Raw genomic sequence first — 18,469 nt, 5'->3', positions numbered from 1 at the left:
GCGTACGAGCATGACACCCCCGGCTGACATCCGGGTGACGATTTACCTGCGAGTATGCGCACGTCCAGGGCATGACGGAGCGGGGTGCCCCCGCCGAGGGGCACCCCGCTCCGTCCACCATGCGTACGGGAGTTACGCCGCCGCCACTCCCACCGGAACCGCCGCCGGCGCCAGGGCGATCTCCAGGACCTGGCGGACGTCCGTCACCGGGTGGACCTCCAGCTTCTCCAGGATCTCGGCCGGGACGTCGTCCAGGTCGGCCTCGTTCCGCTTGGGGATCACGACCGTGGTGATGCCCGCCCGGTGCGCGGCGAGGAGCTTCTGCTTCACGCCGCCGATCGGGAGGACCCGGCCGGTGAGGGAGACCTCGCCGGTCATGGCCACGTCCGTGCGGACGAGGCGCCCGCTGAGCAGGGAGGCGAGGGCGGTCGTCATGGTGACGCCCGCGCTCGGGCCGTCCTTGGGGACCGCGCCCGCGGGGAAGTGGATGTGCACGCCCCGGTCCTTGAGTCCGGTGACGGGCAGTTCCAGTTCCGCGCCGTGCGAGCGGAGGAAGGAGAGCGCGATCTGCGCCGATTCCTTCATCACGTCGCCGAGCTGGCCGGTGAGGGTCAGTCCGGCGGCGCCGGTCTCCGGGTCGGCCAGGGACGCCTCGACGAAGAGGACGTCACCGCCCGCGCCGGTCACGGCGAGCCCGGTGGCGACACCGGGGACGGCGGTGCGGCGCTCCGCCGGGTCCTGGGCCGACTCGGGCACGTGGTGCGGCCGTCCGATGAGCTCGCGCAGGTCGTCGGGGCCGACCGTGAACGGCAGTTCCCGGTCGCCCAGTTCGTGCTGGGCCGCGATCTTGCGGAGCAGCCGGGAGACGGCCCGCTCCAGGGTGCGTACGCCCGCCTCGCGGGTGTACTCGCCGGCCAGCTTGCGCAGGCTCGCGTCCTCCAGGACGACCTCGCCCGGCTCCAGGCCCGCGCGCTCCAGCTGCCGGGGCAGCAGGTGGTCGCGGGCGATGACGACCTTCTCGTCCTCCGTGTAGCCGTCGAGCCTGACCAGCTCCATGCGGTCGAGCAGGGCCTCCGGGATGGCTTCGAGGACGTTGGCGGTGGCCAGGAAGACGACGTCGGAGAGGTCGAGTTCGACCTCCAGGTAGTGGTCGCGGAAGGTGTGGTTCTGCGCCGGGTCGAGGACTTCGAGGAGGGCCGCCGCGGGGTCGCCGCGGAAGTCGGAGCCGACCTTGTCGATCTCGTCGAGCAGGACCACCGGGTTCATGGACCCGGCCTCCTTGATGGCGCGGACGATCCGGCCGGGCAGGGCGCCGACGTAGGTCCTGCGGTGACCGCGGATCTCCGCCTCGTCCCGTACGCCGCCGAGGGCGACCCGGACGAACTCGCGCCCCATCGCGTGCGCGACGGACTCGCCGAGCGAGGTCTTGCCGACGCCGGGCGGGCCGACGAGGGCGAGTACGGCTCCGCCGCGACGGCCGCCGACCACGCCGAGACCCCGCTCGGAGCGCCTCTTGCGCACGGCCAGGTATTCGGTGATCCGCTCCTTCACGTCGTCCAGGCCCGCGTGCTCGGCGTCGAGGACGGCGCGGGCGCCGCGGATGTCGTACCGGTCCTCGGTCCGCTCGTTCCACGGGAGTTCGAGGACGGTGTCCAGCCAGGTGCGGATCCAGGAGCCCTCGGGGGACTGGTCACTGGACCGCTCCAGCTTGTCGACCTCCTTCAGGGCGGCCTCGCGGACCTTCTCGGGCAGGTCGGCGGCCTCCACGCGGGCGCGGTAGTCGTCGGACTCGTCGGCTGCGTCCTTGGCGGACTCGCCGTTGAGGTCGCGGAGCTCCTTGCGGACGGCTTCGAGCTGGCGGCGGAGCAGGAACTCGCGCTGCTGCTTGTCGACGCCCTCCTGGACGTCCTTGGCGATGGTCTCGGCGACGTCCTGCTCGGCGAGGTGGTCGCGGAGCTGGGCGGTGGCGAGCCTGAGGCGGGCGACCGGGTCGGCGGTCTCCAGGATCGCGACCTTCTGCTCGACGGTGAGGAAGGGCGAGTATCCGGAGTTGTCGGCGAGGGCGCCGACGCCGTCGATCTGCTGGACCCGGTCCACGACCTGCCAGGCACCGCGCTTCTTGAGCCAACTGGTGGCGAGCGCCTTGTACTCCTTGACCAGGTCGGTGACCTGGCCGGGCAGCGGGTCGGGCAGGGTCTCCTCGACGGTGCTGCCCTCGACCCACAGGGCCGCGCCGGGCCCGGTCGTACCGGCACCGATGCGCACGCGGCCGATGCCGCGGATGAGGGCGCCGGGGTCGCCGTCGGAGAGTCGTCCGACCTGCTCGACGGTGCCCAGGACGCCGGTCCCGGCGTAGGTCCCGTCGACGCGGGGCACGAGCAGCACCCGCGGCTTGCCCGCTCCGGGCCGCGCCGCGGCCTGGGCGGCCTCGACGGCGGCCCGTACGTCGTTGTCGGACAGGTCGAGCGGCACCACCATTCCGGGCAGCACGACCTCGTCGTCGAGCGGCAGCACAGGCAGAGTGAGCGGCACGGACGGCTTGGAGTCAGAAGCCATGATCTCCCCTTCGGCAGTCAAGTTGAGCTATGCCGACTCAATGCATGTGAGCCCGTGAATGTTCCCGGACGTCCGTTCGCTCTGAGCGATCACTCTCCCCGAAGCCCCGTCCAGCAGATGTAATACCTCCATGGATATAGCAGCCATTACGTCAGCGTGGGTGGCGGGCTGGACCGTCTCCCGGGGGACCCCTGCCGCCATCACCGAGACCTGGGGCTATCGGATCGACGTGGGACTGCCCCGGCACGTCGTGCGGCACGTTCTGCCGGCCCCCGACGAGGCCTCGGTCCGCGCGCTCTGCGCCCGGCTCACCGCCCCCTACAGCTGGCTCAAGATCATGGCGGGCCCCGAGGACGCGGGCGCGTGGATCACCGACGGGTGGACGGTCCCCGACGACCCGGGCTTCATGATGGTCAAGCCGCTCGACCCCGGCGCCCGGCCCGCACCGCCGGAGGGGTACGCCCGGACCACCGAGGTCCGGGACGGCGTCATCCGGGTCCGGATCGTCGCCCCCGACGGCACCCTCGCCGCGCGCGGCCAGATCGCCCCGACCGGCTCCACCGCCGTCGCCGACCAGATCGAGACGGCCCCCGAGCACCGGCGGCGCGGCCTCGGCGCGAACGTCATGCGCACCCTGGAGGCGGCCGCCGCCCAGGCGGGCGCGGAGACCGGGGTGCTCGCCGCGACCACGGACGGACTCGCGCTGTACGACTCGCTGGACTGGCGCTACCGGGGCCCGCTCACCGGAATCGTGCGGGCCGGAACCTGACCGTCCGGCTGCGCGGGACGCCCCGTACCCGGCATGCTCGGTCCATGGTGCGAGGCGTACGGGGAACATGGTGCGGGGCGCTGCTTCTGGCCGGGGTCCTGGTCGGTGGTGCGAGCGCGTGCGGGGAGGCGGCGCCGCCCCCGCCCGGCACGACGCCGTCGGGGGTGAGCGGACCGGCCGTGCCGAGCGCCACGACCGCCCCCGGCACGACGACGGAACCGAGCGCCACGACGGCCCCGGGCACCACGACGAACCCGGGCACCCCTACGAGCCCCGGCACCACGACCGCCCCCGGCACCACTCCGACGGCCGACCCCCGGCCGGGTGAGGTGCTCGTCGAGGTCGTCGTCAGCGGCGGCCTCGCCGGTGTGCGCAACCAGCTCGTCGTCCACTACGACGGCTCCTGGACCAGCCGCTCCGGCACCGAGCCGCCCCGCACCGGGCGGCAGACCCCCGCCGAGGCCGCCGAGCTCAGGGCCGCCCTGGAGGACCCCGCGTTCGCCCGGGTCCCCGAGCGCCCGACGGGCAGCCCGATCGCCGACGGCTTCCAGTACCGGGTGACGTACCGCGGCCGCGTCGTCGTCGCGGGCGACGGCGAGCGCCCACCCGCCCTCCAGCGGGTCTTCGCCGCCCTCCCGGAGGGCGGCCCGCCGACGAACCCGTGATCCGGGCGCCGCGACGCGGGAACCGAACCGCGAACCGCGAACCACGTACCGAGCAGCCGGAACCGAGAACCGGAGAGCCGGAAGCGAGAACCGAGAACCGAGAACCGAACCGGGGCACGCGCGCGATAGAGAAGGCGTGAGACTGTTGCGCCCCGCAGGGGGAGGCCCCTCCGGGGGCGACGAGGACGACGACGCGGCGCTGCTGCGCGCGGTCGCCCGGGGAGACTCCGAAGCACTCGCCGCGCTGTACGACCGGCACGCCGGATGGCTGCACGCGCGCCTCGCCCGGCGCTGCCCGGACGAGGAGACCGTACGGGAGGTCCTCCAGGACACCTTCGTCACGGTCTGGCGCTCGGCCGGCGGCCACCGGGGCCGGGGCGAGGCCGGCGGCTGGCTCTGGGTGATCGCCGCCCGGCGCCTGGTCGACGCCCAGCGGGCACGGGCCCGCGCGGAACGGGTCGTGGAGCGGGCGGCCGAACGCGCCGCCGCGCCCACGGAGCCGCCCGCCGCCGCCCCCTCCGCCGAGGACCGGGTGCTGGCCGGCCTGGAGTACGGGGAGGTGGGCGCCGCCCTCGACCGGATCTCGCCCGAACTCGCCGAGGTCCTGCGGGCGACCGTCGTCGACGGCCTGACGACCCGTGAGACCGCCCGGCTCCTCGGCATACCCGAGGGCACCGTCAAGACCCGCGCCCTGCGCGCCCGCCGCGAGCTGCGCGCCGCGCTCGGGGCGGCACAGCCCGGGGGCCCGCACGCCTTGGGAGGCACCGCATGACGGCAACCCGACGCCCCGGGGCCCCTGACGCCCCCGGGGCCGCCGAGACCCCTGGGACCGCCGGGTCCCCCTGGCACGTCTCCGACGCCCTCGCGCTCCGGTACGCCGAAGGGTCCGCCGCCGAGACCGACGCCTGGTCGCTGGAGAAGCACGTCGAGTCCTGCGCGGACTGCGCGGGCCGCGTCTCGGCGGCCGTACGGGCCGGTGCGGCGGGGCCCGTCCTCGCGGCCGTGCGCGCCGAGCTCCTGACCTCCCTCGGACACCGGCCCGCACCCGCGGAGTCCGCCGGCCCCGTCTCCCCCGTCGGCAGCCCCCTCGGGCGGTGGGCGCGGGTCTGGTGGGCCGTCGGGCCCGCGCTGCGCGGTTCCTGGGTGGTGGCCGTGGCCCTCGTCGTCGGCGGGGCCTTCGGGCTCGCCTACGGGGGCGGATTCCAGGGGGCGCGGAGCCTGCTGCTCGCCCTGGCACCCGTCCTTCCGCTCGCCGGGGTCGCCGTCTCGTACGGACGCCACGCCGACCCCCTGTACGAGATCACCGCCGCCACTCCGTCCGGCGGACTGCGGCTGCTGCTCACCCGTACCGCAGCCGTCCTCGCCGTGTGCGTGCCGCTGCTCACCGCGGGCGGGGCGCTGCTGCCGCCGGTGGCCGGGTTCCCTGGGGCCGCCGCCTGGCTGCTCCCCGGCCTGGCCCTGACCCTGGCCACGCTCGCGCTCGGTTCGTTCGTCGGCTGCCGGGCGGCGGCCGCGACGCTCGGCGGCGGGTGGCTGCTCGCCGTCACCGGCCCCCTGCTCGGGCAGCCGGGCGCGGGGCCCGCTTCCGGAGCCGCTGCCCTCGCCCCGTACTTCTCCGGCCCCACCGCACAAGGGGGGTGGGCCGCCGCCGCGCTGGCCTGCGCGGCCCTCCTCGCGCTGCGGCGCCGTTCCTTCGACCACCTGGAGCCCCGGTGAACCCCACCCCCGCCGTCGCGGTGAGCGGACTGACCGTCCGCCACCGCCGTACCGTCGCCCTCGACCGGCTCGATCTGTCCCTCGGCCCCGGCGTCCACGGCCTGCTCGGCCCGAACGGAGCCGGGAAGACCTCCCTCATCCGGGTCCTCGCGACCGTCGCCGCGGCCTCCTCCGGCCGGGTGGAGCTGCTCGGCGGGGACGCCACCAGCCACCGGGAACGCACCGGCATCCGGCGCCGGCTCGGCTATCTGCCGCAGGAGTTCGGCTACTACCCGGCCTTCACCGTGCGGGAGTTCGTCGCGTACGTCGCCTGGCTCAAGGAGGTGCCGGCCGACCGGGTCCCGGCGGCGGTGGAGCGCGCGGTGCGGCGGGTCGGGCTCGGCGACCGGATCGACGCGAAGATGAAGACCCTGTCGGGCGGCATGGTCCGGCGTGCCGGAATCGCCCAGGCCATCGTGAACGAACCGGAGTTGCTGCTGCTCGACGAGCCGACGGCCGGCCTCGACCCGGAACAGCGGGTCGACTTCCGGTCGCTGCTGCGGGAGTTGGGCACGGAGGCGACGGTGGTGGTCTCCACCCACCTGGTGGAGGACGTGGCCGCGGCCTGCACCGAGGTCGCCCTCATCGAGGCGGGCCGGCTCGCCTTCCAGGGCACCACGGCCGAGCTCACCGCGCTCGGCGGCGAGTCCACCGAAGCGAACGACTCCACCACGCACGCGGTGGAGCGGGGCTACACGGCCGCCCTGCGCGCCCACCGGGCGCCCGCGGGCGACGCGAAGGAGGCGCTCCGGTGACCAGCACCCTCGCCCCTCCTCGTACCGGGCGGGCCGCTCCCGCACAGAATCCCCTCGTCATCGAGCTGCGGCGCGGGCTGGGCCCCTGGACCGGCGCCGCCGTCGCCCTCACCATCCTGGTCACGATGTACGGCAAGGCGCCCGGCTGGCAGGTCCATTGGGCCGATGCCACGAACATGCTGCACGTGGCCGCCGGGCTGCTCGCCGGACCGCTCGCCCTCGCGGCCGGCTGCTGGCAGGGCGGCCGGGACCGGCGGCGCGGGACGACGGACCTCTGGGAGTCCGTCCCCCGACCGCCCCTGCGCCGCCTGCTCGTCGCGGTGGCCCCCTCCGCGCTCTGGCCCGCCGCCGGGGTGCTCCTGGCCGACGCCGTCTGTCTCCTCGCGACCTGGCCGTACGTCACCGCCGGCCGCCCCCACCTCGAACTCGTCGCCGCCGACGTGGTGGCCGTCGCCGCCCTCGGCGCGGTGGGCCATGTCGTCGGGCGTACGGTCCGCTGGCGGCTCACGGCCCCGCTGCTCGGCATCGTCGGGTACGTGGCGCTGGGGATCGGCGCGTACGACGAGGGCCCCGTCCGCTGGCTCAGCCCCGCCGCCGAGCACCAGTTCTTCTGGGACCGGCCGGTGTGGTGGTTCGGTCCGGTGTCGATGGCCTGGACGGCGGGGCTCGCGCTCACCGCGCTCCTCGCCTACGGGCTGCGCCCCGCCCGGTTGCGGCTGTTCGCCCTGGTCCCGCTGGCCGTCGCGGTCGCCGCCGCCGGACTGGTCCTGGGCCTGCCGCAGGATCAGGGGCCGTGGCGCCACGACCCGGCGCTGGCCCGGCAGGTCTGCGACGGCGGCACCCCGCAGGTGTGTCTGACGGCCGTGGACGAGGGGTTGCTGCCGGAGGTGTCGGCGGCGCTCGCCCCGCTGAACGCGCGCCTCAAGGGGGTGCCCGGCGCCCCGGTCCGCTGGGTCGGCGGTCCGTTCGGGCCCGCCCACCCCGGTGACGTCGCGCTGCCCTCCCTCGGGCAGGACGCGGTGCGCGGCCGGCTCCCGCACCCCGATCTGTATCTGAACTCGGCCGTATTGTGGCTGTTCTCGGACACGTGCCGGCCGGGTGACCTCACCGGTCCGAACGCGGAGCGGGCGAGCATCGTCAACCTCGCCGTCTCCGAGTGGCTGGCACCGACGCCCGAGGGCTACGGCCCCGACACGACCGCCGCGAAGCCGTACATCGACCGGCTCGACGCCAAGTCCCCGGCGGAGCAACGCGCCTATCTGACCCGCTATCTGGCGGCGAACACCTGCCACCCGGACGAGGTGCCGGTCCCGTGAGGCTCTCCCGTAGCGATCCCGCGAGACTCGGTCGCCCCACCCCCCTGAGTCTCTATCTACGCTCCCGCGCCGTGCCCGGCGCGCTGGCCGCCCTCGTCGCCGCGGCGGCGGCCGGCGCCTGGGCGGCCCGGTGGCTGGAATCGCTGCCCACCTTCGACCACACGGCCCGACTGCCGGTGGTCGTCCTCGGCCCGCTCCTCGCGGCCGCCGCCGTCGGCACCAGCCTGCACACGCCGAGCGACGAGCTGGACCGTACGGCGGTACGCGCGTGGTGGCCCCGCCGTCTCGCCCATCTGCTCGTCCCGGCCGCCCTCGCCACCGTGCTGTTCGCCCTGGCGGTACCCCGGTCACGCGGACGAGTTCGGCGCGCTCGCCGCCGTCCGCAACACGCTGGGGCTCATGGGGGTGACGGCGGCCGCCGTCACTGTCGTCGGCGCTCGGTTGAGCTGGCTGCCGCCGTCCTTCTTCGTGGGCACGGTCTATCTCGCGGCCCCGTCCCGGCCGGGCGGTGCGGCGCAGTGGTGGGCCTGGGTGATGCAGCCGGGCCCGCAGGGCGGCGCGTGGACGATGGCGGTCGGCGCCTTCGTGGCGGGCACGGGCCTGTACGCGTGGCGGGGCGCGCGCCGGATGTCCGGCGAGTCCTGAGGACCCCCGCGGGGGTGCCGGTCCCGTGACCCGCGCCGTCACCCCTCCTGTCCGAATCGCTTCTGCTGTGTCCGGATCCCATCCCCCCTCCCCCATAAGGCGTTTGCCCCCGTCGCCGTCGCCCGGTAAGGATGGCCGGGGCCCAACTGTCGAGCCGAGAGCGGAGAGACCGACCATGTCAGGAACCGTCACCCTCGACCGCCGCGAAGGACCGTACGGAGAGGTCGTGCTGCGCCGCCGCGGCGAGCACTTCGAGATCATCGCCAACGGGACCTTCCTGATGGACACCTCCGACGGGCGCTCGGAGCGGCTCCTGATCGACGCGGCGCAGGCCGCGCTCCCCGAGCGGTCCCGCTCCGGCGCGTCCGTCCTCGTCGGCGGACTCGGTGTCGGCTTCTCCCTCGCCCACGCCGCCGCCGACCCCCGCTGGGGCCGGATCGCGGTCGTCGAGCGGGAGGAGGCGATCATCGAATGGCACCGGCAGGGACCGCTCGCCTCGGTCTCCGGGGCCGCGCTCGCCGATTCCCGGACAGTGATCCTGCACACGGACCTGGTGGCGTATCTCCGGACCTCCCCCGACACCTATGACGCCCTCTGCCTGGACATCGACAACGGGCCCGACTGGACGGTCACCGAGGACAACGAATCCCTGTACGCGGCCGAGGGTTTGGCGTCCTGCGCGGCCCGGCTGAACCCGGGCGGAGTGCTCGCCGTTTGGTCCGCCCGGCCCTCGGCCGATTTCGAAGGGTCGTTGCGGAATGCCGGATTCAGCGGGGTACGGACGGAAGAGATCCCCGTTGCCCGGGGCGTCCCCGACGTGGTCCACCTCGGCGTCCGTCCCGAATAAGTCCTGGATAGCCGGGACGCCACCGGTACCTCTAGGCTGCTGAGCCGACATCGGCGACGCGAGGCGGGGCAATGGAGCAGACACACACCACTCACCACGGTGCGGCGGCCACTCCGGGTGCCCAGCGCCGGGTGCTCGTGGTCGAGGACGACGCGACGATCGTCGAAGCGATCTCCGCGCGGCTGCGCGCCGAGGGCTTTCTCGTCCAGACCGCGACCGACGGCCCCGCGGCCGTGGACGCGGCCGAGGCATGGCAGCCGGACCTGATGGTCCTCGACGTGATGCTGCCCGGTTTCGACGGCCTGGAGGTGTGCCGCCGGGTCCAGGCCCAGCGCCCCGTCCCGGTCCTCATGCTGACCGCCCGCGACGACGAGACCGACATGCTGGTCGGCCTCGGCGTGGGCGCGGACGACTACATGACGAAGCCGTTCTCGATGCGGGAGCTGGCCGCCCGGGTGCACGTGCTGCTGCGCCGGGTGGAGCGGGCCGCGCTGGCGGCGGTCACCCCGCGCAGCGGCATCCTGCGCCTGGGCGAGCTGGAGATCGACCACGCGCAGCGCCGGGTCCGGGTGCGCTCCGAGGACGTGCACCTGACCCCGACCGAGTTCGACCTGCTGGTCTGCCTGGCGAGCACGCCCCGGGCGGTGCTCTCCCGCGAGCAGCTGCTGGCCGAGGTGTGGGACTGGGCGGACGCCTCGGGCACCCGGACCGTGGACAGTCACATCAAGGCGCTGCGCCGGAAGATCGGGGCCGAGCGGATCCGTACGGTCCACGGCGTCGGTTACGCGCTGGAGACCCCGGCGCTGTGAGCCGGCTGGGGCCCAGGGGGCCGCGGGAGCTGCGGGGGCCGGGCGGCGAGGTGCACCGGCGGCGCCGGATCGTGATCTCGATCAAGACCAAGCTGGGTGCGCTGGTCGTCGGGGCGGTCCTGCTGACCTCCGGTCTCGCCCTGGTGGCCATCCGCACGTCCACGGAGTTCCGGTACATCACGATCTTCGCGATGATCGCGACCCTGCTGATCACCCAGTTCGTGGCGCAGTCCCTGACGGCACCGCTGGACGAGATGACCACGGTGGCCGGGACGATCTCGCGCGGGGACTTCACCCGGCGGGTGCGGGGGGCGGACCGGCGGGACGAGCTGGGCGACCTGGCCTCGACGATCAACCGCATGGCGGACGATCTGGAGGCGGTGGACCGGCACCGCAAGGAGCTGGTGGCCAATGTGTCGCACGAGCTGCGGACCCCGATCGCCGCGCTCAGGGCCGTACTGGAGAACGTCGTGGACGGGGTGTCCGAGGCGGATCCGGAGACGATGCGGTCGGCGCTGAAGCAGACGGAGCGGCTGGGCCGGCTGGTGGAGACGCTGCTGGATCTGTCACGTCTTGACAACGGTGTCGTGGCGCTGCGGGCGAGCCGTTTCGAGGTCTGGCCGTATCTGTCCGGAGTTCTGCGGGAAGCGAACCTGGCCGCCTCGCAGCGCGGCCTCTCGTCCACCTCGGGCCTGCACAACCGCACCGACGTCCATCTGCACCTGGACGTGTCGCCGCCCGAGCTGGTGGCGCACGCGGACGCGGAGCGGCTGCACCAGGTGATGGCGAACCTGATCGACAACGCGGTGAAGCACTCGCCGCCACACGGCCGCGTCACGGTCAGGGCCCGGCGCGGCCCGTACCCGGACTCCCTGGAGCTGGAGGTCGAGGACGAGGGTCCCGGCATCCCGGAGTCGGAGCGGCACAAGGTCTTCGAGCGCTTCAACCGGGGCGCGGCGCCGCTTCGGCAGGGCCCGGGCAGCGACGGCGGTACGGGCCTCGGGCTCGCGATCGCCCGCTGGGCGGTGGATCTGCACGGCGGCGGGATCGGGGTGGCCGAATCATCACGCGGCTGCCGGATCAGGGTCACTCTTCCGGGCAGCCTTCCGCCGAGAGATTGACGTAGGGTTCGAACCGGAAGAGCTCGTTCTGCGTGTACGTGAGGGAGACCTCCGTGCAAGTGAGCGGGACGTGATCAGGGGTGCGGCCGAAGGAGGTCGTGCTCGCGCTTTTCCGTACCCTCACACCTGCGGAACCCCGCTTGTTTCCCGCCATTCACGGCACCGAAACACCCCGTCAAGTGTGACTTGCGCGACGTTGGCGCTCCCTGCCTGCACCTCTCGGCCTGACAGGCGTAGCCTTTATTTCCGCTGTCCATCACCTTGTGAAGCGGAAGAGGGCGGTTGCCGCCGTGTCGTCTCAGTCCCCCAGTACCCCGAGCTCCCCGACCGACCAGGACGGGCAGGGCAAGAGCCCCGCAGCCGCCTTCGGTGCCAATGAGTGGCTCGTCGACGAGATCTACCAGCAGTACCTCCAGGACCCGAATTCGGTCGATCGTGCCTGGTGGGACTTCTTCGCCGACTACAAGCCGGGAGCGTCGGACACCCCGGCCGCCCCGGCTGCCACCACCACTCAGAGCGCGCCCGCCGCGCAGCAGGCGCGCCCCGCACAGGCCGCACCTGCCGCTCCTGCGGCCGTTCCGGCTCCCGCGGCCGCTCCGGTCGCGGCTCCGGCCCCCGTGGCCGCTCCGGCGCCCGTGAAGCCCGCCGTGGCCCCGGCCGCGCCGGTCGCCGCGAAGCCGGCCGCCGCCGCGCCCGCCCCGGTCAAGGCCGCTCCGGCCGCCACGTCGGCCGCCGGCCCCGAGCTGATCACGCTGCGTGGTCCCGCCGCCGCGGTCGCGAAGAACATGAACGCCTCGCTTGAGGTGCCGACGGCCACGTCCGTCCGCGCCGTCCCGGTGAAGCTGCTCTTCGACAACCGGATCGTGATCAACAACCACCTGAAGCGCGCCCGGGGCGGGAAGATCTCCTTCACGCACCTCATCGGCTACGCGATGGTGCAGGCGATCAAGGCCATGCCGTCGATGAACTACTCCTTCGCGGAGAAGGACGGCAAGCCGACCCTGGTCAAGCCGGAGCACGTGAACTTCGGTCTCGCGATCGACCTGGTGAAGCCCAACGGCGACCGCCAGCTCGTCGTCGCGGGCATCAAGAAGGCCGAGACGCTCAACTTCTTCGAGTTCTGGCAGGCGTACGAGGACATCGTGAAGCGCGCCCGCGTGGGCAAGCTGACGATGGAGGACTTCACCGGCGTCACGGTCTCCCTGACCAACCCCGGCGGCCTCGGCACCGTCCACTCCGTGCCGCGTCTGATGCCCGGACAGTCGGTCATCATGGGCGTCGGCTCGATGGACTACCCGGCCGAGTTCCAGGGCACCTCCCAGGACACCCTGAACAAGCTGGGCATCTCGAAGGTCATGACCCTGACCTCGACGTACGACCACCGGGTCATCCAGGGCGCCGCCTCCGGCGAGTTCCTGCGCGTCGTCGCGAACTTCCTCCTCGGCGAGCAGGGCTTCTACGACGACATCTTCAAGGCCCTGCGCATCCCCTACGAGCCGGTCCGCTGGCTCAAGGACATCGACGCCTCGCACGACGACGACGTCACCAAGGCCGCGCGCGTCTTCGAGCTCATCCACTCCTACCGGGTCCGCGGCCACGTCATGGCCGACACCGACCCGCTGGAGTACAAGCAGCGCAAGCACCCCGACCTGGACATCACCGAGCACGGCCTCACCCTGTGGGACCTGGAGCGGGAGTTCGCGGTCGGTGGCTTCGCCGGCAAGTCGATGATGAAGCTCCGCGACATCCTCGGCGTGCTGCGCGACTCGTACTGCCGCACCACCGGCGTCGAGTTCATGCACATCCAGGACCCGAAGCAGCGCAAGTGGATCCAGGACCGCGTCGAGCGCCCGCACTCCCGTGTGGAGCGCGAGGAGCAGCTGCGGATCCTGCGCCGACTGAACGCGGCGGAGGCCTTCGAGACCTTCCTGCAGACCAAGTACGTCGGCCAGAAGCGCTTCTCCCTGGAGGGCGGCGAGTCCGTCATCCCGCTGCTCGACGCGGTCATCGACTCGGCCGCCGAGTCGCGCCTCGACGAGGTCGTCATCGGCATGGCCCACCGCGGCCGGCTGAACGTCCTGGCGAACATCGTCGGCAAGTCGTACGCGCAGATCTTCCGCGAGTTCGAGGGCAACCTCGACCCGAAGTCGATGCACGGCTCCGGCGACGTCAAGTACCACCTGGGCGCCGAGGGCACCTTCGTCGGTCTCGACGGCGAGGAGATCAAGGTCTCCCTGGCCGCCAACCCCTCCCACCTGGAGGCGGTCGACCCGGTCCTGGAAGGCATCGTCCGCGCCAAGCAGGACGTCATCAACAAGGGCGGCACGGACTTCACCGTCCTCCCCGTCGCCCTGCACGGTGACGCGGCCTTCGCCGGCCAGGGTGTCGTCGCCGAGACGCTGAACATGTCGCAGCTGCGCGGTTACCGCACCGGCGGCACGGTCCACATCGTCATCAACAACCAGGTCGGCTTCACCGCCGCCCCGGAGTCCTCGCGTTCCTCGATGTACGCGACCGACGTGGCCCGCATGATCGAGGCGCCGATCTTCCACGTGAACGGCGACGACCCGGAGGCCGTGGTCCGCGTCGCGCGGCTCGCCTTCGAGTTCCGCCAGACGTTCAACAAGGACGTCGTGATCGACCTCATCTGCTACCGCCGCCGCGGTCACAACGAGGGCGACAACCCCTCGTTCACCAACCCGCAGATGTACAACCTGATCGACAAGAAGCGTTCGGTGCGCAAGCTGTACACCGAGTCGCTCATCGGTCGCGGCGACATCACCCTCGAAGAGGCGGAGCAGTCGCTCCAGGACTTCCAGGGCCAGCTGGAGAAGGTGTTCGCGGAGGTCCGCGAGGCCACCACCGCCCCGGCCGTGGCGACCGTGCCGGACGCCAAGGCCGCCTTCCCGGTCGGCGTCACCACCGCGGTCTCCCAGGAGGTCGTGAAGCGGATCGCCGAGTCGCAGGTCACCATCCCGGAGCGGATCACGGTCCACCCGCGTCTGCTGCCGCAGATGCAGCGCCGTGCCGCCTCGATCGACGACGGCACCATCGACTGGGGCTTCGGCGAGACCCTCGCCATCGGCTCCCTGCTGATGGAGGGCACCCCGGTCCGGCTCGCCGGCCAGGACTCCCGCCGCGGCACCTTCGGTCAGCGCCACGCGGTCCTGGTGGACCAGGAGACCGGCGAGGACTACACCCCGCTGCTCTACCTGACCGACGAGCAGGCCCACTACAACGTCTACGACTCGCTGCTCAGCGAGTACGCGGCGATGGGCTTCGAGTACGGCTACTCGCTGGAGCGCCCGGACGCCCTGGTCGTCTGGGAGGCCCAGTTCGGTGACTTCGTCAACGGCGCGCAGACCGTCGTCGACGAGTTCATCTCCTCGGCCGAGCAGAAGTGGGGCCAGACCTCCGGCGTCACGCTGCTCCTGCCGCACGGCTACGAGGGCCAGGGCCCGGACCACTCGTCCGCCCGCCCGGAGCGCTTCCTCCAGATGTGCGCCCAGGACAACATGACGGTCGCCATGCCGACGCTGCCGTCGAACTACTTCCACCTGCTGCGCTGGCAGGTCCACAACCCGCACCACAAGCCGCTCATCGTCTTCACCCCGAAGTCGATGCTGCGTCTGAAGGCCGCGGCGTCCACGGTGGAGGAGTTCACCACCGGCGGCTTCCGCCCGGTGATCGGTGACGCGACGGCGAACCCGGCCGACGTCCGCAAGGTCGTCTTCTGCGCCGGCAAGGTCTACTACGACCTGGAGGCCGAGCGTCAGAAGCGCGGCGACACGGAGACCGCGATCATCCGTCTTGAGCGTCTGTACCCGCTGCCGGGTGCCGAGCTCCAGGCCGAGATCGCCAAGTACCCGAACGCGGCGAAGTACATCTGGGCGCAGGAGGAGCCGGCGAACCAGGGTGCGTGGCCGTTCATCGCGCTCAACCTGATCGACCACCTCGACCTGGCGGTCGGCGCGGACATCCCGGCGGGCGAGCGCCTGCGCCGGATCTCGCGTCCGCACTCCTCGTCCCCGGCGGTCGGCTCGGCCAAGCGCCACCAGGCCGAGCAGCAGCAGCTGGTCAACGAGGTCTTCGACGCCTGACCGGTCGCTCCGTACACGCCGGAGGCCCGGCACCCCGAGTGGGGTGCCGGGCCTCCGGCGTTCTCCAGGGCTCAGAGGTTGGCCTCGAAGTCCCAGTACGGGCGGTTGCGCTGGCGGGCCGAGAGGGTGTGCGGGTGCTGGGCGCCGAGGGTCCTGGTGAGGGTGAGCAGTGCGTCCTCCTCCAGCTTCCCGGCCTCGTCGGTCTCGCGCAGACCGCGCAGGTCGGTGGCGAGCGCGACCTGGCAGGAGAGGGTCAGCGGGTGCTCGTTGCCGAGGGCGTGCCGGGCCCGGCGCAGGGTGTCGCGGCTGAGTTCGGCGGCCTCGACGACCCTGCCGTTGAAGTTGCGGGCGGCGGTGGTGTTGAGGGCGCAGCCGAACACCCAGGGGTGGTCGGCGCCGAGGGTGGCGGTGAGTCCGGCGAGGGCGGACTCCAGCATCGTCAGGGCGGAGGCCCGCTCGCCGGAGGCCTGCATCACCAGGGCGGTGTTGGCGAGGACGCCGGTGGAGACGGGGTGGGCGGGGCCGAGGAGGGCGCGGTAGCCGGCGTCGGCCTCGGTGATGAGTTCCCTGGCGAGGTCGAGGTCGCCGTGCTCGCGGAGGAAGTTGGCGTAGTTGGTGACGGCCGACAGGGTCACGTAGTGGTCGCGGCCGTAGGCCTGCTCCAGGTGTTCCAGGACGCTCGCCATCATGGTGCCGATGTCCTGCTGGAAGCCGCCCTCGCGGCGGCGGCAGAGCGCCAGCTGGCTGCGCGCGTACAGGGTGTGGAGGTGCTGGGGGCCGAGGATCCTCACGTGCAGCCGGACGTTGGCCTCCTGGCGGCCGAGGGCCTCGCGGTAGCGGCCGAGCAGCCGCAGGTCCTGGGCGACGGCGTTGTTGGAGTTGAGCGTGGAGGCGTGGTGGGGCCGCAGGACGGCCTCGCAGCGGGTGAGGGTGTCGGCGTCCTGTTCGTACGCCTCCTGGTAGCGGCCCAGCATGCGCAGCACCACGCCGAGGTTGTGGCGGGCGACGAGGGTGAGGAACTGGGTCTCGCCGAGCAGGCTGCGGGCTTCGGCGAGGGCCTCCCGCTGGAGCTTCTCCGACTCCTTGTACTGGCCGAGGAAGCGCAGGTCGCGGGCGATGGAGACCTTGGTCTGGAGTTCGCCGAGCTGGTCGCCGCTGTCGGCCGCGGCGAGCCGTTCGCGCTGGGCGAGGTCGAGGTCGTACGCCTCGCGGAAGCGGCCGTAGCGGCGGAGGATGTCGCCTTCGAGGGTGGTGAGTTCCTGCATGTGCGGGGCGAGCGGCTCCATGAAGGAGGTCCACTCGTCGCGGATGCGCCCGGCGAGCCGGATGCCGGCCTTGTACTCGCCGCTGCGGTCGCAGAACCGCAGGCAGTTGAGGACGGCGACCTGGATGCGCGGGTCGGTGCTGCGGAGGGCTCCGGACGGCTCCAGGTGCGGCAGGAGTTCGGAGTAGCGGGGCCAGTGCCTGCTGTCCGTGGGGTTGCCGGGGTCGGCTTCGGCGAGCAGGGTGCGGACGGCCTTGCGGTGGGCCTCGCGATGCTCTCCGTCGGTGAGCCGGGCGACGATGTCGTGCACCAGGCGGTGCATGTGGATCGACTCCTGGTGGGGGCCGATCTCGTCGGTGGTCATGGGGCCGCGGGTCTCGCGGGTGAGCACCGAGTAGTTGACGAGGGTGTCGAGCGCGCGGGTCCAGGCGGGCAGGTCGGTGGCCATCCAGCGCAGGTCCTCGGGCAGTTGCGCCTGGGGGTAGGCGCGGACGATGCCGAGCGGGATGCGGCCGGGGGCGAAGGAGGCGCACAGGCTGAGGATGTCGATGGCCTGCGGCTGGGCGCGACGGAGCCGGTTGATCAGTATCGACCAGGAGGTGAGGGAGGCGTTGGGCATGCCGTCGCCGGCCGAGGGGTCGTCGACGGTGGAGAGGCGTCCGTCGCGGACCATGCGGAGGTATTCGGGGGCCTCCATGCCGGACTCGCCGAGCCAGGCGGCGGCCTGGACGAGCGGCAGGGGTACGTCTCCGAACTCGGCGGCCACCTCGTCGGCCTCGGCGGCGTTGATCTGCGGGGCGCGGCGCATCAGGTAGCCGGTGGACTCGGAGCGGTCGAAGCTGGGGATCTCCAGGACGTCGGTGTGTTCGCGCCAGCCGCGGTTGCGGGAGGTGATCAGGACGTGGCCGGGTCCCTGGGGCAGCATGACGTCGATGCCGTCGGTGTCGTCCCAGCCGTCGAAGACGATGAGCCAGCGGCCGTGCGGGTCGCCGCGGCGGAGGGCTTCGCGGACGGCGCGGATGCGTTCGCCGGGTTCGCTTCCGGTGGGCAGGGAGAGCCGGACGGCGAGTTCGCCGAGGCGGTCGCGCTGGACGTTGCGGTCGTCGGAGTTGACCCACCAGATGACGTCGTAGTCGGGGCTGAAGCGGTGGGCGTACTCGGCGGCGATCTGGGTCTTGCCGATGCCGGACATGCCGAGGAGGGTGCAGGCGGCGCTGCCCCGTTCGGCGTCCATGAGCCGTTCCTGGAGCTCGGTGAGGAGGTCGTCGCGGCCGGTGAAGCGGGGGTTGCGGCGGGGGACGTCGCCCCAGATCTCGGGTGGGTTGTCCGGGTAGCGGGCGAGGGCGGCGGCCGGGATGCGGCGGCCGGCGGACCTGCGGGGTTCGATGCCGAGCCGGGCGAGCAGCCGGGCCTCGGCCTCCTCCTCGCCGACGCCCCAGAGGCTGACGGGTTCGAGGACGGCGGTGGAGGGGAGCAGGGTGCGGTTGGTGAGGTTGACGGCGGCGAAGCGGTCGGCCTGCGCGGCGACGAAGCCGCGCAGGACGTCGTTCCATTCGCCGGCCGGCCGGGGGCCGAGCTCGAAGAACCAGTCGTTGAGGACGAGGAGGACCTGGCCCCGGGCGAGCAGCAGGTCGCCGAGGGAGTCCTCCAGGGGGACCTCGCGGGGCGGGTCCCAGCGCTGGAGGCTGGCGCGCACGCCGTGTGCCTCCAGGCGTTGGTTGATCCAGGCCGCCCACGGCCGGTGATACCCGGGGAAGACCACCAGGACGTGTTCCGGGGCGGCCCTGCCCCCGTGGCTCTCCGCGCCCCCGCCCGACCGCTGTTCCGCCATCTGTACGTCTCCCGTCCCGCTCACGCGCAACGCAGT

At 72.8% G+C, this 18,469-nt stretch carries 14 protein-coding genes; 11 read left to right on the top strand and 3 right to left on the bottom strand.

Going from position 1 to position 18,469, the window contains the following annotated elements; all coding sequences use genetic code 11:
• Positions 1–132: 132 nt before the first annotated feature.
• Complete coding sequence (lon, locus tag OG514_RS19905; protein WP_266896613.1) at positions 133–2,556, bottom strand: endopeptidase La; 2,424 nt, start codon at positions 2,554–2,556, stop codon at positions 133–135.
• Positions 2,557–2,686: 130 nt separating this feature from the next.
• On the opposite strand from lon, the gene OG514_RS19900 reads away from it, so the two are divergent.
• The 6 genes from OG514_RS19900 (at position 2,687) to OG514_RS19875 (ending at position 7,816) form a co-directional block, all read left to right on the top strand.
• Positions 2,687–3,325 (top strand): GNAT family N-acetyltransferase, encoded by a 639-nt coding sequence (locus OG514_RS19900; protein WP_266896611.1) that lies wholly within the window; start codon positions 2,687–2,689, stop codon positions 3,323–3,325.
• Between the two features lie 44 nt (positions 3,326–3,369).
• Positions 3,370–3,990 (top strand): hypothetical protein, encoded by a 621-nt coding sequence (locus tag OG514_RS19895; protein ID WP_266896609.1) that lies wholly within the window; start codon positions 3,370–3,372, stop codon positions 3,988–3,990.
• Positions 3,991–4,126: 136 nt separating this feature from the next.
• Positions 4,127–4,762, top strand: coding sequence for an RNA polymerase sigma factor (locus OG514_RS19890; protein ID WP_266896607.1), 636 nt, complete (start codon positions 4,127–4,129; stop codon positions 4,760–4,762).
• Positions 4,759–5,706, top strand: coding sequence for a zf-HC2 domain-containing protein (locus OG514_RS19885; RefSeq protein WP_266896605.1), 948 nt, complete (start codon positions 4,759–4,761; stop codon positions 5,704–5,706). Before OG514_RS19890 ends, OG514_RS19885 begins: the two co-directional genes overlap by 4 nt.
• Positions 5,703–6,500: an ABC transporter ATP-binding protein gene (locus tag OG514_RS19880; RefSeq protein ID WP_266896603.1), complete on the top strand. Its 798-nt coding sequence runs from the start codon at positions 5,703–5,705 to the stop codon at positions 6,498–6,500. The genes OG514_RS19885 and OG514_RS19880 overlap by 4 nt, the downstream gene beginning before the upstream one ends.
• Positions 6,497–7,816, top strand: a complete 1,320-nt coding sequence (locus OG514_RS19875; RefSeq protein WP_266896601.1) for a hypothetical protein — start codon at positions 6,497–6,499, stop codon at positions 7,814–7,816. Before OG514_RS19880 ends, OG514_RS19875 begins: the two co-directional genes overlap by 4 nt.
• 56 nt (positions 7,817–7,872) lie before the next feature.
• Here OG514_RS19875 and OG514_RS39385 read toward each other — a convergent pair whose 3' ends face one another.
• Entirely contained in the window at positions 7,873–8,109 is a 237-nt protein-coding gene (locus OG514_RS39385) for a hypothetical protein (RefSeq protein ID WP_323181574.1), read from the bottom strand.
• Positions 8,110–8,215: 106 nt separating this feature from the next.
• On the opposite strand from OG514_RS39385, the gene OG514_RS39380 reads away from it, so the two are divergent.
• The 5 genes from OG514_RS39380 to OG514_RS19850 all read left to right on the top strand — a co-directional run bounded on the left by OG514_RS39380 (position 8,216) and on the right by OG514_RS19850 (position 15,338).
• Entirely contained in the window at positions 8,216–8,461 is a 246-nt protein-coding gene (locus OG514_RS39380) for a hypothetical protein (RefSeq protein ID WP_323181573.1), read from the top strand.
• 175 nt (positions 8,462–8,636) lie between these two features.
• Positions 8,637–9,308 (top strand): spermidine synthase, encoded by a 672-nt coding sequence (locus tag OG514_RS19865; protein WP_266896599.1) that lies wholly within the window; start codon positions 8,637–8,639, stop codon positions 9,306–9,308.
• 71 nt (positions 9,309–9,379) lie between these two features.
• Positions 9,380–10,117: a response regulator transcription factor gene (locus OG514_RS19860; protein WP_030207163.1), complete on the top strand. Its 738-nt coding sequence runs from the start codon at positions 9,380–9,382 to the stop codon at positions 10,115–10,117.
• Between the two features lie 50 nt (positions 10,118–10,167).
• Positions 10,168–11,238: a HAMP domain-containing sensor histidine kinase gene (locus OG514_RS19855; protein ID WP_266900898.1), complete on the top strand. Its 1,071-nt coding sequence runs from the start codon at positions 10,168–10,170 to the stop codon at positions 11,236–11,238.
• A 290-nt stretch (positions 11,239–11,528) separates the two neighbouring features.
• On the top strand, positions 11,529–15,338 hold the full coding sequence (locus OG514_RS19850) for a multifunctional oxoglutarate decarboxylase/oxoglutarate dehydrogenase thiamine pyrophosphate-binding subunit/dihydrolipoyllysine-residue succinyltransferase subunit (protein ID WP_266896593.1): 3,810 nt from the start codon (positions 11,529–11,531) through the stop codon (positions 15,336–15,338).
• A gap of 71 nt (positions 15,339–15,409) precedes the next feature.
• Here the strand turns inward: OG514_RS19850 and fxsT are convergent, their stop codons facing one another.
• Positions 15,410–18,433 (bottom strand): FxSxx-COOH system tetratricopeptide repeat protein, encoded by a 3,024-nt coding sequence (fxsT, locus tag OG514_RS19845; protein ID WP_266896591.1) that lies wholly within the window; start codon positions 18,431–18,433, stop codon positions 15,410–15,412.
• Positions 18,434–18,469 lie beyond the last annotated feature (36 nt).

Origin of the sequence: Streptomyces sp. NBC_00572, assembly GCF_026341815.1 — a bacterium.
GTDB lineage: Bacteria > Actinomycetota > Actinomycetes > Streptomycetales > Streptomycetaceae > Streptomyces.
The sequence above is the reverse complement of the archived record's forward strand: the minus strand, read 5'-3'. Positions and strand labels throughout refer to the sequence as shown.